The sequence below is a fragment of the Desulfatiglans anilini DSM 4660 genome (assembly GCF_000422285.1).
Classification (GTDB): Bacteria; Desulfobacterota; DSM-4660; order Desulfatiglandales; family Desulfatiglandaceae; genus Desulfatiglans; species Desulfatiglans anilini.
This window is the reverse complement of sequence record NZ_AULM01000010.1, coordinates 40,904-67,543: the sequence shown is the minus strand read 5'-3', so window position 1 is coordinate 67,543 and position 26,640 is coordinate 40,904. Positions and strand designations below refer to the sequence as shown.

The window sequence follows — 26,640 nt, the reverse complement described above, 5'->3', positions numbered from 1 at the left end:
CCTTTTCCCTCATCAGGGTTTTGCCTTCCTGGCGGTCTTCGCGACGGCCTTCTTCTCTTCGCCGCCCATCGCCCACGGCTGGGCTCCCATCACGACCTCTTTCGAGATGAATTTGCCCCCGCGCCACAGCACCACGGTCACCTTCCTGCCCGGACTCGCACAGGCCAGGAGATCCGGCATCACGTGGCAATTGGATATCGGCGTGCCGTCGAAATTCACGATGACATCATCCTGATGAAACCCCGCCTTTTCGGCCGGACCTCCCGCAAAGATGCTGGCCACGAGCACCCCCTGGGGTCCTGACATCCCGAAGGACCTTGCAAGGTCGAGGGTTACCATCTTCAGGGTGACACCCAGCCACCCCGGCTCCTCCAACCCTGTTTTCCCCTGTAGACCATGCGGGTTCACCCGGTTGTGGGCGGCCCTGAACGCCGCAACGACTTCACGCCCGATCTCGGCCTCACCCGAAGCGCCCGTCTTGGCGTAACCGCCGGACGGTCTCTCGGGGCCGATTGCGGATGCCACACCGGCCTTCTTTTCGGCGCAAATGTCCGCCGACCCCGCATAGATAAAGGCCTTCGCCTGCGGTGCCGGCTCGGCAGCCTCATCCAGGGCCTCAGCCCAGACAAACCCGTCAGCGACCTCCGTCACCTTCCAGGTGCCAAGCAACGTCGTCCTGCCGTCGGAGTCCTCCAACCCCAGATCGACGAAATCCCCTGCCTCGGGCATCTCGGCTGCAGCGAAACGGACCTTGACCCTCGCGCCGTCCGTTTCCTCGACACTCCCTTCAATGACCCCTGCCCACGCTGCGCTTGTGCAAAATACAGCGAGCAATCCCGTTAAAAGCACCGTCACCAGCCAGTGAGCCGACCGATCCACCATGGGTTGAACCTCCGAAAAGGATGCCGTCAAACCGTCTTCCTATGCCTGTTCTGATTCGAAGAGGAAGGATCCGGCGACGGAGGCGCCGGACAACCGTTTAAATTCGCTGTATAACACATGTTTTTCTATTTGGCAATATCCTTCTCGAACCCTCGATAGCCCTCCTTGCCGATTCCGCCTCACCCTTGAAGGAGGATGATCTCCGGATCCAGACCGTCGGGATTTATCGCCAGCCTCGCCATGGCCACAGGCAGAAGGAAACGGCGGGGACCGGCGCTGCCCGGGTTGAGATACAGGATGCCTTCGCGGCTCTCGATCAACGGCCTGTGCGAGTGGCCGCTGATGACCACCGCAACCTGCGCCGCACGCGGATCGAGGTCCATCTCCAGGATGTCGTGGATCACGTAAAAGCCCCGCCCCTCGTACTCGAACAGGTCCGATCGCGGCAGGTCGCGGGCCCAAGGCCCGCGGTCCGTATTGCCCCGCACGGTCCTGAGCGGCGCAATACGGCGAAGGTGTTCCAGAATCACCGGATTGCCCACATCGCCCGCGTGCACGATCAAGTCGACACCCCCGAGGCGTTCTTCAACCTCGGGGCGCAGCAGTCCATGGGTGTCGGAAACAACCCCTACAATCGCCGATTGTCTTTCATCCCGCATCGATCGCGACACCATCCAATCGTCCCCGGATCAGGCCCGGCCGGGACCGGGTGCGCCGCTCCGCCGACCCGGCCAGGCAGCATCGGCTTGCATCCGCCGGGAAACGACGATCCCGTGATGCCCGGCTCCCCATCCGGAAAAGTTTCTTCTTGTCATTCTCCGCATCCATCTGAACGTTACCCTGCGCGGCGGCCTTCAGCCCGCTCCAGCACGCGGGCTTGATTTCCCTGATGCGGGAAAAGCCTGAACGCGCCCCGCTGGGAAGCAAAATCGTTCTTTGCAGCTGAAAGCCAGCATACGCATACGAGCGAGGATCTTCAACTCCTAAGCGCACGCCTACCCGCTCCTGCAGATCCATTCAGGGGAAATATCGAGAATCTCGGATCTGGGGTCTTGCCAACCCTCCATTTTCCTCTATTATAGAACACTGGACTTCCGAACAACCCTTTTGGGCCGGCGCGGCTGAACATGCCTTTTCAGCCCCCCGAGGCTGCATCGTTGTCCTGTGGAGGTTCATCCGGCAGCGCCGGCCGCCCTCGAAGCGGCCGTTCCCGGGAAGCAGCGGGGATACGGAGAATTCTTCTTGACCTCACTCTCTCCGATGCCCTGGCGGGCATCGCCCAAGGAATTTGACTGATGCTTTTTCGATTCGACGTGCAGGAGGCGCGAGCCATCCTCGACAAGAAGCGGCGTGTGCTGGGGCGCGGCCTTTCCTATACGGAAAAGATCCTTTTTCTCCACGAAGGTGAAGGCTCCTACGCAAAACGCCTGACACCCGGCCAAGACCCCGTGGAACTCTACCCGGACCGTGTGGCCCTCCAGGATGCAACGGCCCAGATGGCCATGCTCCAGTTCATGCAGTCCCAGGCCGAGAGGACTCGGGTCCCTGCCACCATCCACTGCGACCATCTTTTGAGGGCCTCCCGAGGCGCGGAAATCGACCTCGCCACCGGCTGCGAGGCCAACCACGAGGTCTATGATTTTCTTTCGTCGGCGGCCGAACGCTACGGCCTCGGCTTCTGGGGACCCGGATCGGGCATCATCCACCAAGTGGTCTTCGAAAACTACGCTTTCCCCGGCGGCCTGATGCTGGGCACCGATTCCCACACCCCCAATGCCGGGGGGCTCGGCATGTTGGCGATCGGCGTCGGGGGAGCGGATGCGGCCGAGGCCATGCTCGGCCTCCCGTGGGAAACACCCTGTCCAACCATCGTCGGCGTACATCTCACCGGCCGCCTGAGTGGTTGGGCCTCCGCCAAGGACCTCGTCCTGGAGATGCTACGGCGCTTCACCGTCAAAGGCGGCACGGGCAAGATCTTCGAATACTTCGGTGATGGAGCGCGGTCTCTCTCAGCCACCGAGAAGGCCACCATCACCAATATGGGAGCCGAACTCGGCGCCACCTCCTCCGTGTTCGTCTACGATGAAAGCATGGACGCCTACCTGCGCAACGTTGGACGCAGCGGTGACGCCGACGAAGTCAGGGCCATGTCCGGGGTCCTCGCACAGGACGACGCCTGCACCGCCGATCCTCAAAGCGTCTTTGCGAATGTGGTCGAATTGGACCTCGCGTCGATCAAACCTGCCCACGCCGGCCCCTTCAGCCCCGATAACGTCACCGCCGTCGCCGAATTCGCCCGCAAGGCCGAAGAGGAAGGGTGGCCGAAAAGCGTTTCTGCAGTCCTTCTGGGCTCCTGCACGAATTCATCCTATTCGGATCTCCATGCGGCGGCGGACATCCTCGAGCAGGCCGCTCGCCAAGGCCTCAAACCGAAGGCGCCTTTTCTCCTTTCACCAGGCTCGCGCCAAATCTTCGAGACGATCCGCCGCAACCACCTTTTAGACACCTTTCTCGAAGCGGGCGCGACGATCCTGGCCTCCGCCTGCGGCCCATGCATCGGCCAATGGGAGCGGACAGACCTTCCCAAGGGGACGCCCAACGTCATCTTCACCACCTTCAATCGCAATTTCCGCGGAAGGAACGACGCCAACCCGGAGACAAGGGCGTTTCTCACCTCCCCGGCCATGGCGGCAGCGCTCGCGATCGCCGGTAAGGTGGGCTTCGACCCGGAGCGGGACCCCCTTGTCTCCGCCTCCGGCGAACCCTTCAAGCTGATCCCTCCCGAACCGCCCGCCCTCCCCCCGAACGGCCTTGTCTCCAGCAAGGAGGGCTTCCGCCCCCCCAACGAGGACGGCAGTGGCACCGAGGTGATCATCCCCCCTGATTCCGAACGGCTTGAGCGGTTGAAGCCGTTCGATCCCTGGGATGGCGGGGACTTCATCGACCTTCCGATCCTCGTCAAGACGGAGGGAAAGACCACCACCGACCACATCTCCCCGGGCGGAAAATGGCTGGCCTACCGGGGGCACTTGAGCAATATCTCGAAGAATCTGCTGGAAGGCGCCCTCAATGCCTTCACCCGGGAAACCGGGCACGGCACGAACGTCTTGACCGGCGCCCGCGGGGTCCCCTTCCCCGACCTCGCCCTGTATTACAAAGAGAACGCGGGCGGATGCATCATCATCGGGGATTGGAATTACGGCGAGGGCTCCAGCCGGGAGCATGCGGCCATGACTCCGCGCTTTCTCGGCGCAAAGGCCGTCATTGCGCGCTCCTTCGCCCGCATCCATGAGGCGAACCTCAAGAAGCAGGGCATTCTGCCCTTCGTATTCTCCGATCCGTCGGACTACGACAGAATCGGGGAGTTCGATCGCATCAGTATCCTGGGATTGGACCGGCTCGCACCCGGGAAACCGGTCATCGCCAGGGTGTCGGCGAAAAACGGCGATTCTTTTGAGATCCGCCTCGACCACAGCCTGAACAATAAGCAGATCGCGTGGTTCAAGGCCGGTTCAGCGCTGCGCGGTTCAGCGACCTAAACCGCCCTTCGCCAATCTTTCGAAACGTCTGCCGCAAGCCGACGATGCGCAAGGCCGCCCGGTTTTCGCTGCCGGGCGGCCTGCAGACATTTTTACGGGAAGAAAGGCCTCGAACCTGGCTCCGGCCGGGTGAAGCAGCTCGTTGTGGTCCTCGGCAAACGTAAGGGCCCATTAAACGGACGGGGCGGCGGCCTGCGCCGCCCCGTCCGTCGTCTCCCTGCTTCAGAGCCGGGGTTGGGCGTGGGGCGAGAATCGCGCGGTGGCGGCAGGCGCGGGGCGAATCGCATCGACGGCACGCGCCGCCACCCGTTGCCGTACCGGCCGGTTCCGCTGTTTGAGCTGACGCGTCAACCAGCCTGATTTATGCGGGGTCAGGAGGGCATAAGGTGTAATCCAGGAAAGGGCCAAAAACCAGAAGATCCCGTATAGGTAAGCCCAAAGGCCCTCCAAGCTGCCCCGGCGCCAGCAGTAAAGCCCTGCGGGCAGACTGGTGCTGATCACAATCCCGGAGAGAATTTGAAAGCTGTAAATGGAGGGAGCCGCGAGCAGATGCGCAAAGGTCACCGCCCAGAAGACCGGCCCGAGGCACATCGACATCCACCCGGCCAGCAGGTTGATACGCGCCCCGAGCATAGGCCCCTTGCGGAACCGTCTGAAGGCGAAACGGCTCATCACGAACGTCTCGCGGATATTGCTCCGGGCCCAGCGCAGGAACATCTTGCACAGATTCTTGTAACGGATGGGCACCTGCGTGTAAACGTATGCATCCTGCTGGAAATGAACGTGGTAGCCGGCCCTGAGAATCAGGTTGGTCATGGCCCTGTCCTCGCCGATATTGGCAGGCCGTCCGAAAAATGTCTGCCTCACCCACTCTTCCATAACCTCTTCGACGATCCCCCGCCGGTACGCGGACAGGGCCCCGGGCGTGCACATGACCGTGTTGACCATGCTCTGACCCGCCCGGATAAAATCGAAGCTGTAGAGGAAGGTCACATCCAGCATCCTCGGAATGAGCCCCTCCCTCCCATTCAGGACCCGTACGTTGCCCGCCACGGCCCCGACCTGCTCGTTCGCCACGAACGGGCTCACCAGCTTGCGCAGGGTGTCGCGCTCGACCTCCGAATCGCTGTCCACCGTCACCAGGACGTCCCCCTCGCTGCGCTTGAAGCCGGCGTAGAGAGCATGGCGCTTCCCCTGGTTTTTCGGCAGCCGGATCGCCTGCACCCGGCCCTTCAGCTCCCTCTTGGCCCGCATGATCCAGGTCCACGTATCGTCAACGCTTCCGTCATCCACCGCGATGAGCTGCAGTTTCTCTCCGGGGTAATCGCTGCGGGCCAGGCTCAGCAGCGTCCCCATCACCTGCCTGCCTTCGTTGTAAGCCGGAACGATCACCGTGCAGCGCGGCAGAGATTCATCCGCACACGCCTCGACCGGCCGGTAGCGGCGGAACAGCACGATACGCCAAATCAAAATGGACCCATTGATCAGCACAAAAAAAAGCCCCGAGAGGAAAAATACTTCGCCCCATGGATTCTGGCGGAGTTTGTCCCTCGCGAGGGTGATCTCTTCCGCATAATGAAAGCCGGCTGCCGCCACAGCTGCAAGAGTCGACAGAATGAGCAGCAGACCCAAATACGCCGCCAGCGGATGGACCGTCTTGTCAGACAGACGGCCGCCCTGCAGCAGCCCGCTCGATTGAAATCTTGAGCCTTCGGGGTACGCGGTTAGTGCCGAATGAGGCAAAAACCTCTTTACCATTCTCATTGATGTATTCCTCGTAATAGTCTTTGATCAGCATGGTCCACCTCCTGCCAAGCTCTGAAGATTTGGAGCATGGTCGAACTCGGTGTGACTCGCCCCTTTCAGGATCGCGTGATCTAGTTTCCATCTGGAAATGGTCTTTTTGGCCAATCTCGGCGTCAATCTGCACGTTTACTTGTGCGGCGACCTGCAGGTCGCCTCCGCGCAAACGCTTGATTTCCTTGATATTGGCCAAAAATTTTCATTTCCGGATTGGAAACTGGGTTCTACCGGGAAATCATTTCCGGATGGATACGATTTAGGCCCGGCAGCGAAAATTCCCTTCGGAAATTCCGCCTCACGCCATCCCCCTACAAAACAGCGGGCTCACTCCGCACCCCAGGAGAGGCCCGAAACCAGCCCGCCGTATTAAATGCGCCAATTTAAGGCTGTCTCAATCCGATGTCAACAAAATCCTCAATAAATCTGAAGCTCAAAAAAGTCTTTGATATATCAAGATATTAAGGGCAAAAAAACACCCCTTCCCCGGCGGCCCGTCCTCAAGCGCGCTTTTTGAGCAAATCGCGGATTTCGGTCAAAAGTTTCTCTTCCGCGGATGGCTCGGGGGGCGCGGCAGGCGCTGCCTCTTCCTTCCTTTTCATGGAATTGATGCCCTTCACAAAGAGAAAGATGACGAAGGCGACGATCACGAAATCGATGACCGTGTTGATGAAGATGCCGTAATTGATGGTCGCCACCCCGGCCTCCTTTGCAGCCGCCACAGAAGGAAACTCCCCGTCGCCCAATAGGATGAAAAGGTTTGAAAAGTTGACGTTTCCAAGCGCTTTGCCGATCGGAGGCATCAGCACATCGTTTACCAAGGAGGACACGATCTTGCCGAAGGCCGCCCCCATCATGATGCCGATGGCCATGTCAAGGACGTTTCCCCGCATCGCAAACTCTTTGAATTCCTTCATCAACCCCATATCAAGCTCCTCCTCTGCAAAGATGGTTTCTCAAATCGGACCCTTCACCCGCGCCTCTCGACCCGACGCCCCGGATTGCCTCCTTTCGCATCCAACAGGGCGCTTAAAGTCCGGAACGCCATTCGGGCGGCACTCGAACCGCAACGACCTCCCCCTTGGCGGCTTCCGAGCCCCTCGAAAAAACGCTGCAGGCGATCTTCGTCCTGCGGCCGTCCGACTCCATGACCCTCGCCCGCAGATGCACCGGATCTTCAAGGTAGATCGGCTTTAGATATCTGACATTGAGGGATGCCGTGACACACCAGATGTGGGGTTCTGATCCGATGGGACGATTTTCAGCACGGTAGGTATGGGCGATGGCGGTGCAGACGCAGTGGCAATCCACGATGGTGGCCGTGATGCCGCCGTTCAAAAAGTGAGGAGGACCCGCTGTATGGAACGGCTCCGGCTGGAAGGTGCAGACAGATTCCTCCCCATCCCAATAACTCTTGATGCGCAGCCCGTGCTCGTTTCGTGGGCCGCACCCGAAACACCTATTGTCCGGTATCAAATCCTGGAACGCCTCTGCTTGCATCATGCCCTGCGCCCGCCTGAGTAGGTTTCCATCCGAAAACAGGCTTTTCTCCCAGTCTCGGCTTCAATCTGCAGGTTCGCTTGTCCGGTGGCCTGCGGACAACCGCACAAACGGTGGCTTGCTCCTGGACCGGCAAAAGATTCTTCCGCCCAACCCGGCCGCCCCGGCTGTGCATCACATGATCAAAATCGGCCGTACCGGATGTTCTTTTCCGGATGGACCAGAACGGGAAAGGCCCCGTTAGGACGTGAGGTACAGGTTTAGCGGCCTTCGTCCTATGATCTTTAGCCCTTTTGCAGAAAATCGGCAAGCAATATTTGGTGGAGGAACAGGCCCTGCGGCGGTGGGGGCGAATACACCTTCGCTAGGTGGTGCTAAGGCAGGAGGGGATCTGGTTTTTCTTCCTGGTTACTTTGTTTTGATCCTGTCCTTATTCGTTTCCCATATCTTGTCTCCGATGCCCTTCACCTTCATGATATCCTCCGGCTTGTCGAAAGGCCCGTTCTCTTTGCGATACTCAACGATCTTCTGGGCATACCCCGGTCCGACCCCTTCAAGATCGGTCAATTCCTCGACGGTAGCCTCGTTGATGTTGATCTGCCCAACGGTCTCAGCTGCCCCAACCGCTGCGGCACAAAACATCATCAGAAAAAAAACGGCTGCAAACACACCGAAACACTGTTTTTTAATCGCTCCCATTTGACCTATCCTTTCGTGCCATCCCTCGCTGCCAGCCCCACCACCCCGCCTGACCCCAAGGGGCTTTGGCGGAAACGGTAAGACCAGCAGCAAAGGCTATGCCTAAAAGTGGGAACACCGGAGACGAGACAGCGTGCAAATCGGGGTATGCCCTGATCCGCCAGTCGAATAGCGAATGAAACCAGAGCGTTCCATTGCAGAGCGGCGCTGCCGATAGAATCGAAAAAGCCTTTCTTCGATCAACGCTCGCCCTCAGAATCCCAAGGATGTGCCCTCGAAACGAGGCACTCGGGTTTCATTTCCACATGACCCCTTGTGCGGGCCCAGACCCGCCCGTGCAGGTCGTCTTGGTCGGGAAGCAGACGAAAGGCCGGACTTTGCATGACGCCCGCACGTCATCCACCCGCCCAGTGGACTGGCGGCGAAGGCAGGAGAATCAATCGCACAAGACTTTCATCACCGTCTGATCTGTCAAAGTGATCCGCTCCACACCGTTCGGGGTGACCAGGTAATCATCTTCCAGGCCAACCAAACCTTCGCCGGGGAAGACGAACTTGGGCTCGAGTGCCAGCACCATCCCAGGTTCGAGGGGTTTGCGGAACCCGGGGGCGACGATGGGGAACTCGTCGATCTCCAGACCGATTCCATGCCCGATGAAGTGGACCTGACCTTCGCCGTAACCCATGAAATGAGCCTGCAAACCGGCCCGCTCCGCCTCTTTCAACGCCATGGCATAAAGGGCGTCGCAGTGCACTCCGGGTCCGGCCGTCTCCTGGAAGCGAAGGTGTATCTCGAATGAACAATCGTGGGCAGCCTGAAGCGGCCCGGGAAGAGCACCGATGACGAAGGTCCGGAACTGATCGCCCACGTAGCCGTCCACGCCGATCGCATAGTCGATGCCGATCGGCTCGTTGCGCCTCAACCTGCGGAATCCCGCCCCCTGCGCCATGGCGGGGGTGGTGCCCTTGCCTGCATGGGCGCTGTTCAAGAACGAGCTCATCGCCCCGCTCTCACCCGACAGGACGTGGGCATAGGTCATCTCCTGGTTCCAGCCCCTCATCCTCAAGATGCCCATGTGGCCCAGGCGCCGGGCGATGAGGGCCATATGCCCGTCCACCTCGAGTTCCGTCATCCCCTCCCGTATGATTCCGCAAAGCGCGCGGAAACCCTTATCCAGGATTCCGGCCGCCATGCGGATCCGTTCCACCTCGTAAGGCGATTTGCGCATCCGCTGGAGGCGAATGAGGGGGCTCAAATCCTCCCAGGCACAGCGTTCGAAGCGGGTGCACAGCCAAAGATAGAGGTCGGCCGGAATGACGTCCAGTTCGATGCCGACCTTCCCCTTGGGCTCGAATCCGCAATCCCGGAGGACATCCGCCATGGAGCGTCTTCCCTTGGGGAGCGGTACCACCGTCTCGAGGGACGTTTCGGCCCGCGCCCTGGTCCAGTTTTTCTGCACCATGAGCACGGCGTCGCCCTTGCCGGGGACGAAGAGGACCGAGGACTGAATCGTTCCCGTATAATAGTAGAGGTCCACATTCTGAAAGATCAGCGCTCCTGAAAGGCCACGACTTAGCAGGAGCGACTGAAGCCGCTCGATGCGCTGCCGGATCTCGCTTCGAGGTACCTTTTCCACAATCTCCCCCCGTCACAGGCAAAGGGAACCAGGCTCCCGGACAGCCGTCCTTTATCAAGGTCGCATGGTTCGCTGTTTCGGATTCGGGAACCCGGAATGCGTCATCGGGTTTCCGGTTTCACCGTTCCGTCTTCGGATCTCGGGATTTGGGGCTCGGGTCCGAGCCCGAGGCGCCGGCCTCCCGCATCGACTCTTGCGGCAGGAGTCTCGAAAATACTGCAACCGACAGTCGTTGTAAAGCCCGAGCGCCCGTCATGAGGCCTGCACAAACCCATTCAACACCCTTTTAGGCCTTGACCGGCGCGGGCATTTTCAGGATGATGCCTTCTGGAATGACATCGTCCGGATTGCATCCGGAGGTTGAAATCTTCGGGGAAAGAGAGCACGGGAAGAGAGGGCCGGGCAGAACCGGGGTCCCGCAAGAGGAACCCTTTCTTCGAACGATTTCGCTTGGCTGCATGCGTTTTTCACCCACCCAAACGTATTCGAGGTCGGTCATGTCCTTACACAGCCTTCGTTTTCTTGCCTGCATCATTCTCTGTGCCGGGATCCTGCTGGGAGCCTCCGGCTGCGCGGAGAGCGAACCCGACGTTGTCCGCATCTACGGTTCAACGACCACCCAACCGGTCCTGGAGCGCATTGTGCAGGCCTATTCCAGGCAGAGCAGCGTCCGGATCGAGGTCGTGCCCATCGGGTCGCACAAGGGCATCGCGGCCCTCGTCGGCGGACAGTGCGAGATTGCAGTCTCCTCCGTCCCGGCGACAGCTTCGGAGCTGGGAGAGAGCGCAACCCAATATCGTGAGTTCGTCTTCGGATATGATATGGTCGTGCCCATCGTGCACCCTCGAAACCCCCTTCGTGATCTATCCCTTGGGCAGCTTCGAGACATCTTCTCCGGAAAGCTCGAGCGGTGGAGCCAGCTCGGAGGGGCGGACCTGCCCATTGTGACAGTGAACCGCAGTGAAGACTCGGGAACCCGCGACATCTGGAACCGGATCGTCGCCCCCGCCCCGGAGGGGATCCCCGCTGAACCCATCGTGGTTGCCTCCAACAGCGCCGTAGCCGCCTATGTGGCCACGCATCCGGAGGCCATCGGATACATCAGCTCCGGATTCGTTAACGAGGAGATCCGGCCTCTCAGTATCGACGGCATCGAGGCCTCCATCGAAAACGCCCGCTCGAAACGGTACCCTGTTCTCAGACGCCTCCTGCTCTACACCTCATCGGATTGCCTGACCTGGGAAATCAAGTCTTTCATCATCTATCTTCTGAGCGACGAGGGGCAGAGGGAGGTCAGGCAGGCGGGTTTCGTGCCGGTGGACATCTTCGGATAACGAGGGGCGGATGCACAAGCCTGCGGGCCCTCACCCGTCGGATTCGGGGCAGGATTCCACCATCAGCTCGGCGTAGATCTCGGAGGCCAGGACAACCTGCTCGAAGGGCACCTCCTCCTGAGGCGCATGGGCATACTCCAGGCGGCCCGGCCCGAGGATGAGGGCTTTCATCCCGGCGGCCCAAAGCTGGTTGGCATCGGAATGGCTCCTGAAGGGCTCGGGTGCCCACAGGAGGCCGCGGCGGTCATAGACGGTCTTGAGCGCATCGATCAGGCGGCCCTTCTCGGGAAGCGCGTAGCCGGCATCGATGGTCGTCACGTTCACACCGACGTCGACACCGGGGTAACGCCCTTTCTGTTCGGCAACCCCTTCTTCCAGTTCCGTCACAATCTCGCCGATAGGAGAAGACGGGGGCAGATGCAGATCGATCCAGGCCTCCGAATACTCCGGTACAGCAAAGCCCGCGTGGACGCTGTAGAGGTCGCGTATGTTGTAGGTCGTCTCGGGATGCCGCGCCTGGATGTCTTTGGAGAGACTCAGAAGGACATTCAAGAGCACTTCGACGGCGCTCTGGGCCCTGCCCGCCAGGGAGGCATGCATCCGCTGCCCTCCTGTCGTCACATGGAGTTCCACATAGCCGTAATGGCTCAGGCAAGGTCTGAGATCGGTCGGTTCGCCGATCAGCACCCACGGAAAATGATACTGCCTGGCCAACTGCCTCGCCCCGTCCCCTGCCTCCTCCTCCCCGACGACCAGGCACAAGGCGGCAGGAAACCGCTGCCGTCCACTCTGCCAGAGAGAGAGATAGGCCTCGATCATCGCGGCACAGCCCCCTTTCATGTCGGCGGTGCCAAGCCCCCTGACGGTGCCGTCCGTTTCCGAGTAGCCGTAGTCTTCGATTTCGTAGGCCGCGACCGTGTCCAGGTGCCCTACCAGGGCCAGGCGCACCTCGGTCTCCGGCGGGATCACCAGCAGGTTGGAGCGGTTTTCGTCCACGGGCTGAAGGGTAACCGGCAGCCCGCGGCGCTTGAGGTACCCCCTCAGAAACTCGACGAGCTCCTCTTCTTTGCCTGAGGGGCTGTAAATATCGACCATCCGCTCGAGGAGCTTTTTGAGACGCTGGGGCTGGATCATGCAGGAAGGATCCTGGATCAAAGATTCCACCGGGGTTCTTGGGGGGAGGTCAGTTTCCCCCGTTCGTTTTTTTCTTCATGAGCTGTCTTTCGCCGGCCATGTTCATCGTCAGATAGATGTGCTGTTTGGGGTTGCCGAACCCCAGACGCCTGAAGAGGCGCAATGCGGGCAGGTTCTCGGCGTCTGTGTCCACCACGAGCATACGCACGTCGTGTTTGAGCATGACATCCTTGAAACGCCTGAAAAGCTTCTCGGCAACGCCTTTGCGCTGAAGGGCCGGGTCGACCGCAAGCCACACCAGATGTCCGTATTTCCAGGCCGAGTGGGTCTTGGTGATGGTGGTTCCCAGGATGAAACCGACGATCTTTTCATCTTTTACCGCCACAAGGCAAAATTCCACATCGCCGTAAAAGAGTTCGATCACCTCGTACTCATCCCACGTCCGATAGGTGTTGGGCGCGCTCTCCGCCGTAAATAATTTCTCTCCAAGGTGAAACACCTGCGCAATGTCGTCGATCTCCATCTCACGGATCTTGATCGACGAGCGCCTGGATTTCGGCTCTGGATCCTCTGCTGATGCCGTCATAAAACCGATTTTCTCCAAAAGGTCGGGGGCTGAACCCTGGCCCGTATTCAATTAGTTTCCGTCCGGAAATGATTTTTCGGGTGCAACCGAGTTTCCAATTCGGACAATATAGAGCTTCTCTTCACACGCTTCGTGCGCTTAGTCTCACCGCCTCGCTGTACGGCCAGGCTTATCCGGTATCAAAAAAATTTTCCCACCCGGAAAGGTTTTCCCCTTAGAACCCAGTTTCCAATCCGGACATGAAAATTCTCATCCAATATCAATGAAATCAAACGTTTGTGCTAAGGCAACCAGCAGGTCGCCGCACAGGCAAACGAGCACGTCGAGGCCGAGGTTGGGAAAAAGGACCATTTCCGGATGGAAATCCAACAGGGATGCAGCTGTACCGTAAGAGACCTGCTCAATAGGTCAACAGCCGCCTAACAACATCCTGGACGCTCCCAGGCGGCAGCGCCCGGGTCGAAAAACCGCAGCGGCATGCCCCGGCCGAACCCAGCCGCCTCAAGAAGCCTCGCTCGCCGGGTCGCTCTTCTTGCGCCAACGGTAGGCGTCGCGCCGGCGCCGTTCGGCATCGGCAAGGGCCAGATAGAAGGCGCCCACCGCCAGTTCCGCGCAGTGATGGTCGCCGGCGGGAAGCGTCTCGAGAAAATCGACGACATGCTGGGGCGTAATCTCCCAGGCCTCTTCGATGGACTTGCCCTCCGCCAACTGGCCAACCGTATTCGCGCAGGCATTGGTGTTCATGCAGCCGTCTGTCTGAAAGTTTATGCCTTGAATCCGACCGTGCAGGAACGAGAGGAACATCTCGATGGTGTCTCCGCACACCCCGGTCCGTTTGCCATACCCTTCAGGGTGCGCCGGGCGCTCGTGCCGATCCGTTCGAAAGGCCATCTCGAGATAATGCAAGGAGTGATCCTGCCAAAAATCAAATGTCTTTTCTTCCATTGAACCCTGTTTCAACCTCCCGTATCCTTGCTGCAATCGGACCTCCCGACGCTGGACCGCATCACGGACCGGCGGCCCCGGGTCAGGGGAATCTCTGCACTTGAAATCCATGATATCCGATTCCGCTGGAATTGGGAACCACCCAAATGCAGCCCGACGGGCACCAGCACCGGTCGTACCGTCGACACGCAGCGGGAACCGAAGCGCAGTTCCATAATTTCCGGGCGGCCTCGATCCCCTATCCCGTCAGCGCCGGCCAAAAGCGCCTACAGAACCCGCAAAATCCACACCCGAGGGGCGGAGCCGCGGATTTCACAGGACAACCTTCATGGCTTTCGGATATCCTTTGACAGATCGAGCCAAATCCTTCAGATTTGAGTTCCGGCGGCTGTCGAATCCAGGATGATTCCGCCCCTGTTGGACGTACACATGAGGAGGAGAGAGGGAATGAAACAGATAAAACGTATTCTGGTCGCCATAGATCTCTCGAGCTATGCAGCACCTACTCTCGACTACGCGGCTCTTGTCGCAGCCGGCATGAAGGCCGGCTTGACGGTGGTCCACGTCATCAATCAGCGGGACATCGAGGCGGTGGAAAAGGTCTCCCGGCTCACCGAGACCTTTCGGGTCGAAACCTATCTCGAACAGGAGAAGGCGGAGCGCAGAACCGCCATCGAGCGGATGCTGGCCGGGACGGGTCACAGCGGGGTCGAAACGAAGATCCTCCTGAAGACGGGCGTGCCCTTTCTCGAGATCCTCGGGGCCGTCGAAGCGGAAAAGGCGGATCTTGTGGTCATGAACACCAAGGGCCGAAGCAATCTCTCGAGCGTCATCTTCGGGTCCACGGCCGAAAAGATGTTCCGGAAATGCCCGGTCCCGCTGCTCAGCATCCGAGGCTTCGAAACGACCTGAGTTCCAGGCGCAGGCTATCCATCAAGCGGCTTCAAATCCGCGCTGGGGGCTTCCGGGCGCCGGAACCGCCCTCTGCGCGGCGGTCCCGCGGAAGCGCTGTCAGCAGAAACGCGCCGCCGGCCTCCCTTTTGACCTCCAAACCGAACATCCCGATCGTCTCGACAAGGGGCCGCCCGAAAAGCAGATCCATACAGGCGGCATCGAGGTTCAAACGCCTTGCGGCCAAAGGCCTCAAGTCGTGATCGAAACGCAGGAGATTCAGCAATTCTTTGACCGCCTTCTCACCCTGCTCTTCGATGGCCCAGACCCAGTGCGCGATCTCTTCGTAGTTGCAGCGCTCCTCGTGTTCGGCCATCAGACGGAGAAGGGTCGGGTCCTCGATGACATCCGTACGCTGGGCCTTCGCCCCCTCGTAGACACGCATGAACGCGCTGAGGTCCCAGCAGGCCAGAGCTGCGCACTGGCTCGGACGCGAAGGGTAGATGCGGCAGGCACGCTCCTCCGCGTCATAGAAAACGCACCCGCCTCGCTGCCCCCGCTCTTTGAGTTTGATCATTTCCTTGGCGGCGATTCCGCTGCGCCCCTCCACCGGGTCATGGACCAGTTCTCCGACCCTGACGGTATACAGCGCGTCCCGTGGGATCCGCCCCTCCAGCACGAGGCGGGCGTCCTCCTTTTGGAGCGTGGGGCTGCTGTTCAGGCAGCACTGCCCGCAGCGAATGCACTCCGTTCTCGGTTCATGTCCCGATTGCATCATCTCCTGCTTCCCATCCGGAATCGATTCATCCAACCGCAAACCTCCAGCCCGGAAATCACCCTCCGGCACCACCCTGTCTTCCTTTACACGGAGGGTCACCCGGCAAGACCCCTGTTCCTCCCCCGCACAGGCCAACCGATGCTGGGCAGGCGCTTTTTACGGCCCTCAGCCGCTATACCTTCCCCGCACAGGCCAACCGGCAACCACATGACCCATCCCATCCAAAAAGAACTGCAAGGCCCTTTCGGCTTCCCAACCCGCAAAGGAACATTCCGCAGGACGCAAGCCCCTCCACGAGATAGATTACCCGGCCATATTAAGCTTCCAGCCTAAGGCGAAGACGACCTTCGTCAGTTTTCTCACCTGAGAAAAACATCCCTCACGACATCGCCTACAGGCCGGAAATGAGGATTTTTTGCCCAGATCAAGTCAATCCAGCGTTTGTGCGGAGGCGACCTGCAGGTCGCCGCACAAGCAAACGTGCAGATTGACGCCGAGATGGGCAAAAAAGACCATTTCCGGCAGGAGGCGACCTGCGGGTCGCCACACAAGCAAACGTGCAGATTGACGCCGAGATGGGCAAAAAAGACCATTTCCGGCTAACTATTTCACTCCCGCCACAGCCTGGGCAATGTTGTAGCAGTAGTCGCCGATCTTCTCAAAGGCCGTCAGCATGTCCACCAGGATCAGGCCGGGATCCACCGTGCAGATACCGCTCTGGAGGCGCATGAGGTAATTGCCGCGCATCTCCTCGCGCATGTTGTTGATGCTGTCTTCCAAGACCTGCGCCCTGCCCATGACCGTCTTGTCATCCTTTTTCATGGCGTCGATGATCAACCGGATAAACCGCCTCGCTTCATCCGAAATCACCTGGTAATCGTACAGGCCGCCCTCCGAAAGATGGAGATCCTGCTCGATCAGCTCCTGAATGAGTTCGGCGAGGTTCTCGACCGCATCCCCCATGCGCTCGAAGTTGTTGACCATGCGGATCAACGAATTGACCTCTTTCGACTCTTCGGGTGTAATCGGGCCCTGGACAACCCGCACGAGGAACTGAGTGATCTCTTTCTGCAGGATGTCCACGGCGTCCTCACGCTTCCGCCACTTGGACAACTCCCCCATCTGCCGGTCTTTCAGGCAGTTCACCACGTCGTTGTACATGACCTCGACGATCTCGCCCATTCGAATGGTCTCGGCACGCGCCTGTCCAATGGCGACCGAAGGCGTCTCGACGAAACGGCTGTCGAGGTATTTGACGTGGTGCATCTCCTCCATCACATCCTCTTTGGCCTTGCCCGGGGTCAGCCAGACGGCGGCCCGTACGAGATAAGGCAGCAGCCCCAGAAAGACGACGGCATTCACGACATTGAACAGCGTGTGCGCATTCGCGATATAGCGGGCGACATAAGGGTATTCGCCATCGACCAGCAGACGGGCTCCGCCCTCCTCGAACATGAGGGAGGTGGCCCAGGACACGAGGTCCACGAAGTAAGGGAAGATCAGAATGATGTTGAAAACGCCCAATACGTTGAAAAGGCTGTGCGCCATCGCCGTCTCACGCGCGGTGTCGCTCGCACCGACCGCCGCCAGCTGTGCGGTGACCGTCGTACCGACGTTCTCCCCCAGGATGAGGGCGACGCTCGCCTCGAAACTCAGCAGTCCCTGGCTCGCCAGGGCCATGGTAATGCCCACCGTCGCGCTGGAACTCTGCAGAATCATCGTGAGGACCGCACCGGCCAGGACGCAGAGCATGATCCCGACAAGCGTGTCGGCCTGGAACTTGGTGAAAAAGGCGATGAAGGTCGGGTTGGTTCGGAGCGGCGCGAATCCGGTCTTCATGAGGCTCAGCCCGAAAAAGACCAATCCGAATCCCAACATGACGTCTCCAACATAACGCCATTTCTTCCGGCCGATGAAAAACTTCAGCAGCACGCCCAGCGCAACGGCCGGCAGCGCATAGTCTTCGATCTTGAACGCGATCAGCTGTGCCGTGACCGTCGTCCCGATGTTCGCCCCGAGGGTGACGCCGATGGCCTGGCGCAGCGTCATGAGGCCCGCGTCCACAAACCCGACCAGCATGACCGTCATCGCGCTCGAACTCTGGATCACGCTAGTGACACCCGTCCCCACCAGACAGCCGATCAGCCGGTTGTTGGAAACAAAACCCAATATCTGCCGCATTTTGCTGCCGGCCACGCGCTGCAGCCCTTCCGACATGATCTTCATGCCGAACAGGAACAGGCCCAGTCCACCCAGCGACTGGAAGATCACCATTTTCATCATGGCGCGCCGACCCTCAAATACGGATTTCGTCTAAAAAACAAGCCAACTCCCTCGCACTCCGCGCCCAAAGCCGAATCGCATGCATGGGCCCGGGGTTCCCCACCGCCGCGGCTGAATCGGGATCGAGCCCTTTCCAACGATCGGAAAGGTCCGCATGCTCCATGCCTTGCTGGTCGTTCTTCGATCAGAGGTTCAAAAAAAAGACCGCCCCCCTTCGAGAGGGACGATCTTTCATAACAAATTGAAGACTGAAGGTCAACTAAAGGGCGGGTTACGAGATCTTGAGAATCAACGAACCGCCCGTGTCACCCGCTGCGCAGCCGGCCCAGAGTAAGTAGCCGCCACCGAGCTTGACCGTCTCTTCGATCCCCTCGATGATGATGCGGCCCGCGGTCGGTCCCTGCGGGTGGCCGTAGACGAGCGAGCAGCCGTAGTTGTTGAACTTGAACGGGTCGAGCCCCATCTGCCGGCTCATATAGAGATCGTTCACGATAAACGGGTTATGGGTCTTGATGACCTTGATGTCCTCGATCTTGAGACCGGCCTTCTCGAGCGCCAGACGAGCGGCGGGAACCGGTGCGGCGGCCATGTAACCCGGACGCTCACGGGAATAGCCGCCCGAGACCACCTGGATGCTGACCGCGGGGTCGGCGCTGAGTTCCTTGGCCTTGGCCTCCGTGGTGACGGTCACCATGCAGTTGCCGTCGGCGGGGTGCGTCTGGGCACCGAAGCTGTGGACGCCGCCCGGGATGACGGGCTTCAGCTTGGCCAGCCCCTCTTTGGTCGTAGGCGTGATGCCCTCGTCTTCTTCGATCAGGAGGCTCTTCTTCTTCGAGATGACCACCTCCGCGGGGAACATGTAACGCTTCTGGAATTCCCGGTCATTGGCGAGCGATTCGTTGTACTGCTCGTACCGCCTGAGGGTCAGTTCGTCGCACTGCTCTTTGGTGAACCCGCCTTCTTTGGCCACGTTTTCCGCGGTCTCGATCATCTTGAGGCCGACATTCGGATCGCTGTTGAAATTGTCCATCAGCCAGTTCTCCGAAATGACCTCTCCACCCGGTCCCATCGGGTTGGGCCAAATCGTGTGGGGTCCGTTGGAGCAGCGGTCCGTCATGAGCGCGGAAGCCACCGTGTACCAACCGGCCTCGACGCCCATCGCGGCGGTGAAGATGCAGGTCATCGACGTGGTGCAGGCCTGGCTCAGGATCAGCCCGGGCGTTGCGCCCGATCCCATGAGGGCGGCGGCCCAGGGGCTCGCGTAGAACTGGTGGTGCTGCCCGATGGTGTTCCCGAAAACCAGGTACTCGTACATCTTCGGATCCCAGTTCTTCTGCGCCAGCCATCGCTTGGCGGTGTTGGCGGCCAGTGAAATGGCGTTCTCATTGGCCATGCTGCCCTGCCAGCGGCAGAACGGGGTCGAGTAATAGCCCTTGTAAGGAATAAACGCTTTCTTCAACATGATACAAACCCTCCCGATTGATTAGTGTCCATCTGGAAATGATTGGCGGGCATGAGCCCGTTTCCATCTGGAATGGTATTTTCGCGCCCCTCGCTCGAGTGGACGCCATGATGGTGCAAGTTCAACAGCTTCAGCCATACCGTCTGCTCTTTGTCTGCTCCCCCTACCGGTCTTGGATCAGGCGTCGCTCCATTTTCCGTATTTTTCCCGCAGGATCCGGTGCAGGATCTTTCCAGTCGGGGTTCTCGGCATCTGGTCGTCGGCAATGAAATCGACGCTCTTCGGCCGCTTGAAACCTGCAAGTCTGCCTTTGCAGAAGTCCATGATCTCCTTGGCCAGATCCGGGGACGGCTCGTATCCCGCGTGCAGAACGACCACCGCCTTGATGGTTTCTCCCCATTTTTCGTCCGGGATCCCGATGATGGCCACATCCTTCACCGCGTCGTGCGATCCGACCACATTCTCGACCTCCGAGGGATAAACATTCTCGCCGCCGGTGATGATCATGTTGGCCTTGCGGTCGACCAGGGCATAGTAACCATCCTCGTCGCGCCGGACCATATCACCGGCCGAGGACCAGCCCTCGAAAAAGGCCTCCTTGGTCTTTTCGGGCTCCTTCAGGTACTCCTTGAAGAGCATCGGGGTGCGGTAAAAGAGCTCGCCCACCTCGCCGTCCGGCACCTCGTTGCGGTCTTCATCCAGGATCCGGATGCGGTCCGTACCGAAGATCTCCTTGCCGATCGAACCGAGCTTCTTGAACTGGTCTTCGGGCCTGAGGAGCGTTACCAGCCCGCCTTCGGTGCTGCCGTAAGCCTCCCACAACTCGGCGTTCTTGAAGTATTCCATGATCGCGAGCTTGAGATCTTTCCGGGCGGGTGCGGACGAAATCAGCAACTGCCGTATGGAAGAAACGTCGATGCTGTTTTTGACCTCGTCGGGCAGCGCCAGCATCATGATGTAATGCGTAGGCACCAGGGAGGTGAAGGTGATCTTGTACTTTTCGATCGTCCGCAGGAGATCTTCGGGGTCGAAGCTCACCATGTTGTTGACGAACACGGGCGCCGTGATGAGCGTGTACGGAAATGAATAATAGATGGAGTTGACATGGCACATCGGCATCACCAGCATCACCTTGTCGGTCGGCCGGACGCCCATGTTGACAAGGTTCAGATAGTACATCGCCATGAAGCTCTCGTGGGTCTTCATGACGCCCTTGGGGCGGCCGGTCGTCCCCGAGGTGTACATGATGGTCCAGATGTCGTCGGCATCCACCACCCAATCCGGCTCTTCCGGCGAGGAGGCCGCCAGCCATTCCTCGAAACCGATATACCCTTCGGGGGCAGGCCCATCGCCCAGGTAGATGTAGTTCCCTTTGGGGACCGAGAGCTTATCGCGGATGCTGTTGATCAGATCCACGAAGGGGGCCTCCACGATGAACGCCTTGCTCTCCGAGTGATTCGCGATGAACTCGATTTCGGGTCCGGCCAACCTGAACATGACGGGAACCACCACCTGTCCGCCTTTGGCGCAGCCGGCGTAGATATCCATCCATTCCCCTCTGTTGTAAGCGATCACCGAAAAGGTGTCCTTATGCCCCACCCCGAGCTTGACCAACCCGTTCGCGAACCGACAGGCGCGCTCGTTCCATTGCTTGAAGGTGAATTCCTTGTTGCGGTCCTGCCATCCCAACTTGTCGGGATAGTTGTAGGCGTTCATCTTCAAGATGGTACCCATGTGCATCCACTTGCTTCTCGTCATTGTGCAAACCTCCCCCTATCGTTTCATTTCGCTTCCACCTGAAAGCGCGGAATTTTTACACGGCCTTCAGCCGTGCCCTGCAGACGGCTGCAGGTCTTCTTCCCAGCCAACAGCGCCGGGCCGGCCTCAACCCGGAATGATGAAAGGCCTGCCCCGAGACAGCCGCAGGACGCCTGGCCGGTGTCTTCTCGTGTGAAGCTCGGCACGCGAACGGTGTGAAGAACAGTCCTCATTTCCGAATCGGAAACTAAGCGGCCTCCAGCGCGAACAGGGCCGCCCCCACCGCACCGGTCAGCTGTGGAAACGGCGGCACCAGGATCTCCCGGTCCACCAGCTCCTCCAGCATCTTCACGAGGTAAGGATTGTGCGCTACGACCCCGCCGGTCATGACGACCCGCTCCGTCAAGGAATCCATCTCGAGCACCCGCTTCAGGACCGAAAAAAAAAGCCCCTTGACGATGTCCGGGACTTTTTTCCCCTGCCGGATCTTTTCCAGCACTTCCGTGGCCGAAAAAACGGTGCAATAACTGCCCAGTTCGACCATATCCGTGGAGGCCTCCGCCAGCCCGTCCATCTCCTCCAACGGGATATCGAGCCTAACCGACATCTCTTCCAGAAAGGCCCCCGTCCCAGCGGCGCACTTGCGGTTCATCTTGAAACTGATCCGCCGGCCATGGTCGTCCAGCTTGATGACCTTGTTGTCCTGGCCGCCGATGTCGATGATGGTGATGGCCATCGGGAAATAGTGGAAACAGCCCTTCGCGTGGCAGCTGATCTCGGTCTTGGTGTCGTTGTGGAATGTCACGTTTTTCCGGCCGTATCCGGTGGATACACACCCCCGGATCTCCGGCCGCCCACATCCGGCCTCCTCCAATGCCGCCGACAGCCCTGCCTCGGCCGTGCGCGAAAAATCCGTGCCCGATTTCAAGACAGCTTTGCCGATCAGCTTCCGATCCTCGTCCAGCAGGGCCACTTTGGTGCGGGAGGCCCCGACATCCACACCCGCAAAGATTCCTCCCAACGCTCAAACCTCTTCCAACTGCTCGATAAAAGCCTCGATATTGGTCTTCGTCTGTTCCTCGCTGTAGCAGCGCAGATCGTTCAGATCGCCGTTGATCGTCAGAACGGGGATCCCCAGGTTCCGGCTCAGCCTCTCGGGCATGCCGTAGCGGTTATTGGAGTTGTTGGGGCAGGTCTTGGCGTCGTGGAAGAGGATGCCGTCGAATCGGAACCGCTCGTGCGCATCCTGGATATAGGCCTCCTTGTAAGGCTCGTCGCGGACGATGAAAAGCTCCGTATAGGCGCGAGCCATGCTCAAAAATGGATCATTCGGGTCCAGTTGATCGAAGATCCAGCTGTTGCAGTAAGTCGAGGCCACGACGCAGGTCTTCAGGGAGGCGAACTGATCGGAGAGCGGCCTCAACTTGCCCCAGATCGGCATCCCCTCCCAATAGATCCGGTGGCGCTCGCCCTCGACCGCCGCCACCTTGTTCACCACCCGCTCCTGCAGCTCTTTCAGGAGCAGTTCATAGTAATCGACCGCCGCCTGGGTACCGCGCGCCACCACCGCGGGGCCCATGTGGATCGTGGCATCGAAGAAGGTCCAGGGCGAGGGGATCGCGGCCGCCGACTCGAGGCAGGCCCGCCAAAGCTCCGATGTCCTCCTCGACAGGGCGAGCGCCCCCTTGAAGCGGTCCATATCGAAACGGGTCCCCGCAATCTCTTCGAGCGGCGGTATGAGGTCGCGGATCTGCTGGGCGATGTCCTCCAGCTCATACTTGTGTATGGGGCCGATGTCGCGGTGCGTGTAAAGACCGACCAGCGGCACGTTCAATTCCCGGGAATACCAGGCGAACCAATCCTGCACATCCCGGCACTGGTTGGTGTTGAAGACCAGGACATCGGGCAGCGGCACCGATTCGATCCCGTAGGCCTTGGTGAGCGGCGTTTGCTTCCGAAGGTAGGATCCGACGTCGGAGGTCAGGTAGGAGCAGATATCGGGGGAGTAGCCGACGGCGTTCGCGTAGGGGATCAACTCCGCCGCCATCCGGGTGGCTCCCAGCATGGCGCCGTGGTTTTCGGGGAAATACACCAGAAACCCCATCCCCCTCAGCAGTTCCGCCGGCCCCACGCTGGTGCACCAGGCGATCTTCGGGCTGCGGCTCTTGGCTGCAGCATCCAGTTCATAAAAATGGTCGGCCATGATCTTCTTGAGGACCTTGCCGGCAGTGATCTCTTTTCTCAAGGGTTTTTCTCCCACGTCCATACACCCCTTTTCTCGTTGATAGTCTTCCGGAAGCCTTCCCGGCGGAGCCTCTCACCGACGACGCCGGCCCCTTCGCACCGCTGGTCCCAATCCCGCCGGCCACATCCCGGCCTTTTTCGCTTTATCTAGAAGGGCGGCGGTTGGAGCCTCCCTGGATGAGCGTGCCTCTCCGGTCCGCACACCGAGGAAAGAGCGCTTTTCCCGGAAGAAAAACCGGCCCGCGACCCTGAAGACCTACCCCAAGGATGCACGGCCCGCTCTGGATAAGGCGGCACTCCCCGGGGCAAGCCCCGGGGAAGGGGCGCCGCAGACGCCCGGGCCGCCAGTCTTCACTCCTATGCCATCGCGTCAGCGACAATCTCCGTGATATCCATGATCTTGATCTTGCCGCGTTCCCCCTTGGGGATGGCCTTCGCGCCCTTTTTGAGATTGTCCTTGCATGCGGCGCATCCGGATACGATCACCTCGGCCCCGGCCGCCAGGGCATCCCTGACGCGCTCGGCCGCCATCGCCACGGACATCTCCGGGTCGAACGCCTGGACGCCGCCCCCGCCGCCGCAGCAGCGGGACTGCAGCCGATTGCGCGCCATCTCGGCAAATTCCAGTCCCGGGACGGCCTGCAGGATCCGGCGCGGCTCATCGAAGATCTGCAGGGCGCGCCCGAGGTCGCACGGATCGTGATAGGTGACCTTCTTGCCCAGATCCCCCTTGAACTTCAGGCTTCCTTCCTGGATCAGCTTGTCGAAATAGGTCACCGAGTGATGCACTTCGATGCCCATCTCACCCAACTGCGGGTAAAGCTTCTTGAAGGTCTTGAAGCACCCGGCGCAAGGGGTGACGAGTTCTTTCGCCCCCGTAGCCTTGATCCGCTCCATCAACTGCTCGGCATGGGACTCGAAATCCTTGGACCCCATCAGGTAAAGGGGGAATCCGCAGCAGTTCTCCTCCGTCGCCAGCACCGTGTAATCCACGCCCGCGGCATCCAACGGCTTCAGCAGGCTCGGCACCATCTTCATATCGAGGTAGCTCGGGACGCACCCCATGAAGAGCAGGGTCTCGGCCTTGGCCTTCAACTCACCTTTCTTTGCCTTCTCCTTCAGGGCCGGCGGGTAGATCTCGATCCGGTCGGTCTGGGCGCTCGCATAGACGTTGCCGGTCTTCAGGATATTGTCCCGAACGGCCAGGACCGACTCGGGGACGAAACCAGCGTCATAGAGTTTGCGGCGCACGCCCTCGACGATCTCGTCCACGCAGATGCGGGCGGGGCAGAAGTAGGTACAGGCCTGGCAGGTGGTGCAGGAGTAAAAGGCCTCGGCCAGTTCCTTCGACGGCTCGATCGTGCCGTTCATGAAATAAAAGGCCAAGGCATTGCGGCCGCGCGCATTGCGAGCCTCCCGGTGGGTGACGCTGAAGGTCGGACATCCCAGCCGGCAGAACCCGCAGTGGATGCAGGCCAAGACTTCATCGTCCAGGCTCTTGCCTAGCGAGTTCAGACCTTCGGGATGCTCCACCAGCGGCTGGAAGGCGAAGTAGTCATAGATGTCGGGCTTCCGCTCCGAATCATCGAGGCCCATCTTGCCCGGGTTGAGGATGTTGTCCGGGTCGAGCGCCTGCTTGATCTTCCGCATCAGATCGAAGGACCGGCCGAGCTGCATCTCCATGTGGGGCGCCCGGGTCAGGCCGCTCCCGTGCTCGGCGCTCAGCGTTCCCTTCATCTCCAGGGCGGTTGCAACGAGTTCTTCCACCGCCGGTTTCAGGCGGTCCCAGTCATCACGGCTGCGCACGTCGGAGACGAAGGTCGTATGCACATTCCCATCGCCCACGTGTCCGAAGGTGGCGATCAGCACGTTGTATTTCTTGGCGATCTCCTGGGCGCGCCGGATGGTCTCCGGGATCTTGCTCGACGGTACGCCCAGATCCTCAGCGATCGGCACGAGGCGGTTGCCCGGCTTCAAGCGCGAAAGGGTCGGGACCAGCCCGCCGCGGGCGCGCATCATCTCCTCCCGCTTGTGGGGGTCGTCCGTCCACTCGAATTCCTGAACGTTCCATTTCCGGCAGATCTCGCCGATCTTCTCCATGTCGCGGACCACCACTTCCTTGACGCCGTCCGCCTCCATGATGAGAATCGCCTCGATCTTGCTCGCATCCCGTCCGAGGGCCTTCTCGACGACCTTGATGCTGTTCTTGTCGAGGATCTCGCACCCCGCCAGCTTGATCCCGGAGGTGGTCACCTCGGTCACCGCATCGCCGGCCGCGTTCAGATCCCCGAAGATGGCCAGGGCCAGCGCCGCATATTCCGGTTTGGGCTCCAGCTTGGCGATGACCTCCGTGATAATCCCGAGGGTCCCTTCGGCCGCCGTAAAGAGATGCGTCAGGTCATATCCGAGGGAGGTCTTGGGTGCACGCGTGCCTGTCTCGATGATGGAACCGTCGGCCAGGACCACCTTCAGTCCCTTGATGTAGTCCCGCGTCGTCCCGTACTTGACCGCGCGGTGCCCGCTCGCGTTGGTGGAAACCATGCCGCCGATGGTAGCGACGACCTCGCTCCCCGGATTGGGGGGGAACATGAGGTTGTCCTTGGCAAGCCGATTGTTGAGCTGCACACAAACGACCCCGGGCTCGAGGCGAGCGTAGAAATCCGCCTTGTTGATCTCGAGGATGTTGTTCATCTGGTGGAGGTCCAGCAGCAGCCCGCCTCTTACCGGCAACACCGCACCGGTGACGCTGGTTCCGGTCCCCCGTGCAGTGACGGGGATCTTTTCGCGGTGCGCGATCTTCATGATGGCGGCGATTTGCTCGGTCGTCTTCGCGAAAACCACTGCGTCGGGGACGCCCTGGTGGACCGACATATCCCGCGAATAGCTGAGGCACTCCACCCGATCGTAGAAGACGTTCTCGGCACCCACAATCTCCTGAATCTCCGGTATGACCTTGGCGATATCCATAGAAAACAAGCCTCCTCTGAGCGCAGACCGCAGCCCTCGACCTACGGCAGCACGGAGCGTATCCTGGATAGTCCGCAGCCTGGGCGGGCACTGCCGGCATTTTAAGATAAGGGGTGAAATCGGAGACCCCCTGCGGGGTCGAATGATCGTTGAAATCTGTGTGACGCTGGTGGTTTTTCCCGAAAATATCTATCGCTTTTCC

General features: G+C 60.0%; 22 protein-coding genes. 3 read left to right on the top strand and 19 right to left on the bottom strand.

Annotated elements, in window-relative coordinates; translation table 11 throughout:
• Nucleotides 1-12: 12 nt before the first annotated feature.
• From H567_RS0109555 to H567_RS0109545, 3 genes are all read right to left on the bottom strand, one after another.
• Nucleotides 13-912, bottom strand: a complete 900-nt coding sequence (locus tag H567_RS0109555; RefSeq protein ID WP_028321230.1) for a S1C family serine protease — start codon at nt 910-912, stop codon at nt 13-15.
• A gap of 149 nt (nt 913-1,061) precedes the next feature.
• Entirely contained in the window at nt 1,062-1,541 is a 480-nt protein-coding gene (locus tag H567_RS0109550; protein ID WP_028321229.1) for a metallophosphoesterase family protein, read from the bottom strand.
• On the bottom strand, nt 1,531-1,899 hold the full coding sequence (locus H567_RS0109545) for a hypothetical protein (protein WP_153306123.1): 369 nt from the start codon (nt 1,897-1,899) through the stop codon (nt 1,531-1,533). The genes H567_RS0109550 and H567_RS0109545 overlap by 11 nt, the downstream gene beginning before the upstream one ends.
• Nucleotides 1,900-2,177: 278 nt before the next feature.
• On the opposite strand from H567_RS0109545, the gene H567_RS0109540 reads away from it, so the two are divergent.
• The gene (locus H567_RS0109540; RefSeq protein WP_028321227.1) at nt 2,178-4,421 is read left to right on the top strand and encodes an aconitate hydratase; all 2,244 of its coding nucleotides are present in this window, start codon (nt 2,178-2,180) and stop codon (nt 4,419-4,421) included.
• Between the two features lie 222 nt (nt 4,422-4,643).
• On the opposite strand, the gene H567_RS24105 is transcribed toward H567_RS0109540, so the two are convergent.
• The 6 genes from H567_RS24105 to H567_RS0109510 all read right to left on the bottom strand — a co-directional run bounded on the left by H567_RS24105 (nt 4,644) and on the right by H567_RS0109510 (nt 10,056).
• A complete protein-coding gene (locus H567_RS24105; protein WP_244155450.1) occupies nt 4,644-6,053 on the bottom strand; it encodes a glycosyltransferase family 2 protein in 1,410 nt (469 codons plus the stop codon).
• A gap of 28 nt (nt 6,054-6,081) precedes the next feature.
• Nucleotides 6,082-6,417: a hypothetical protein gene (locus H567_RS28470; protein ID WP_028321226.1), complete on the bottom strand. Its 336-nt coding sequence runs from the start codon at nt 6,415-6,417 to the stop codon at nt 6,082-6,084.
• A 304-nt stretch (nt 6,418-6,721) separates the two neighbouring features.
• Nucleotides 6,722-7,147 (bottom strand): large-conductance mechanosensitive channel protein MscL, encoded by a 426-nt coding sequence (gene mscL / locus H567_RS0109525; RefSeq protein ID WP_028321225.1) that lies wholly within the window; start codon nt 7,145-7,147, stop codon nt 6,722-6,724.
• A 103-nt stretch (nt 7,148-7,250) separates the two neighbouring features.
• On the bottom strand, nt 7,251-7,724 hold the full coding sequence (locus H567_RS0109520; protein WP_028321224.1) for a PaaI family thioesterase: 474 nt from the start codon (nt 7,722-7,724) through the stop codon (nt 7,251-7,253).
• 405 nt (nt 7,725-8,129) lie between these two features.
• Entirely contained in the window at nt 8,130-8,420 is a 291-nt protein-coding gene (locus H567_RS0109515) for a ComEA family DNA-binding protein (RefSeq protein WP_035253914.1), read from the bottom strand.
• Nucleotides 8,421-8,856: 436 nt separating this feature from the next.
• Nucleotides 8,857-10,056: a M24 family metallopeptidase gene (locus H567_RS0109510; RefSeq protein WP_028321222.1), complete on the bottom strand. Its 1,200-nt coding sequence runs from the start codon at nt 10,054-10,056 to the stop codon at nt 8,857-8,859.
• 497 nt (nt 10,057-10,553) lie between these two features.
• Here H567_RS0109510 and H567_RS0109500 point away from each other — a divergent pair, with 497 nt between their 5' ends.
• Nucleotides 10,554-11,390 carry a phosphate ABC transporter substrate-binding protein gene (locus H567_RS0109500; RefSeq protein WP_028321220.1) on the top strand — a complete coding sequence of 279 codons (837 nt, stop codon included), beginning with the start codon at nt 10,554-10,556 and terminating at the stop codon, nt 11,388-11,390.
• 30 nt (nt 11,391-11,420) lie between these two features.
• Here the strand turns inward: H567_RS0109500 and H567_RS0109495 are convergent, their stop codons facing one another.
• The 3 genes from H567_RS0109495 to H567_RS24095 form a co-directional block, all read right to left on the bottom strand.
• Nucleotides 11,421-12,524 (bottom strand): M20 family metallopeptidase, encoded by a 1,104-nt coding sequence (locus tag H567_RS0109495; protein WP_028321219.1) that lies wholly within the window; start codon nt 12,522-12,524, stop codon nt 11,421-11,423.
• 49 nt (nt 12,525-12,573) lie between these two features.
• Entirely contained in the window at nt 12,574-13,110 is a 537-nt protein-coding gene (locus tag H567_RS0109490; protein WP_028321218.1) for a GNAT family N-acetyltransferase, read from the bottom strand.
• A 501-nt stretch (nt 13,111-13,611) separates the two neighbouring features.
• Nucleotides 13,612-14,016, bottom strand: a complete 405-nt coding sequence (locus H567_RS24095) for an iron-sulfur cluster assembly scaffold protein (protein WP_244155449.1) — start codon at nt 14,014-14,016, stop codon at nt 13,612-13,614.
• A gap of 486 nt (nt 14,017-14,502) precedes the next feature.
• On the opposite strand from H567_RS24095, the gene H567_RS0109480 reads away from it, so the two are divergent.
• Complete coding sequence (locus H567_RS0109480) at nt 14,503-14,967, top strand: universal stress protein (protein WP_028321217.1); 465 nt, start codon at nt 14,503-14,505, stop codon at nt 14,965-14,967.
• Nucleotides 14,968-14,998: 31 nt separating this feature from the next.
• Here the strand turns inward: H567_RS0109480 and H567_RS27120 are convergent, their stop codons facing one another.
• From H567_RS27120 to H567_RS27115, 7 genes are all read right to left on the bottom strand, one after another.
• Nucleotides 14,999-15,757: a YkgJ family cysteine cluster protein gene (locus H567_RS27120; protein ID WP_153306121.1), complete on the bottom strand. Its 759-nt coding sequence runs from the start codon at nt 15,755-15,757 to the stop codon at nt 14,999-15,001.
• A 570-nt stretch (nt 15,758-16,327) separates the two neighbouring features.
• Nucleotides 16,328-18,007: a Na/Pi cotransporter family protein gene (locus tag H567_RS0109465; protein WP_208598359.1), complete on the bottom strand. Its 1,680-nt coding sequence runs from the start codon at nt 18,005-18,007 to the stop codon at nt 16,328-16,330.
• A 271-nt stretch (nt 18,008-18,278) separates the two neighbouring features.
• Nucleotides 18,279-19,469 (bottom strand): thiolase family protein, encoded by a 1,191-nt coding sequence (locus tag H567_RS0109460; protein WP_028321215.1) that lies wholly within the window; start codon nt 19,467-19,469, stop codon nt 18,279-18,281.
• A gap of 177 nt (nt 19,470-19,646) precedes the next feature.
• Nucleotides 19,647-21,227, bottom strand: a complete 1,581-nt coding sequence (locus H567_RS0109455) for a class I adenylate-forming enzyme family protein (protein ID WP_028321214.1) — start codon at nt 21,225-21,227, stop codon at nt 19,647-19,649.
• A gap of 247 nt (nt 21,228-21,474) precedes the next feature.
• Nucleotides 21,475-22,248 (bottom strand): acyl-CoA dehydratase activase, encoded by a 774-nt coding sequence (locus tag H567_RS0109445; RefSeq protein ID WP_028321212.1) that lies wholly within the window; start codon nt 22,246-22,248, stop codon nt 21,475-21,477.
• Nucleotides 22,249-22,251: 3 nt separating this feature from the next.
• Entirely contained in the window at nt 22,252-23,493 is a 1,242-nt protein-coding gene (locus H567_RS0109440; protein WP_028321211.1) for a 2-hydroxyacyl-CoA dehydratase subunit D, read from the bottom strand.
• Between the two features lie 335 nt (nt 23,494-23,828).
• Complete coding sequence (locus tag H567_RS27115; protein WP_051184674.1) at nt 23,829-26,438, bottom strand: FAD-binding and (Fe-S)-binding domain-containing protein; 2,610 nt, start codon at nt 26,436-26,438, stop codon at nt 23,829-23,831.
• Nucleotides 26,439-26,640: the final 202 nt, after the last annotated feature.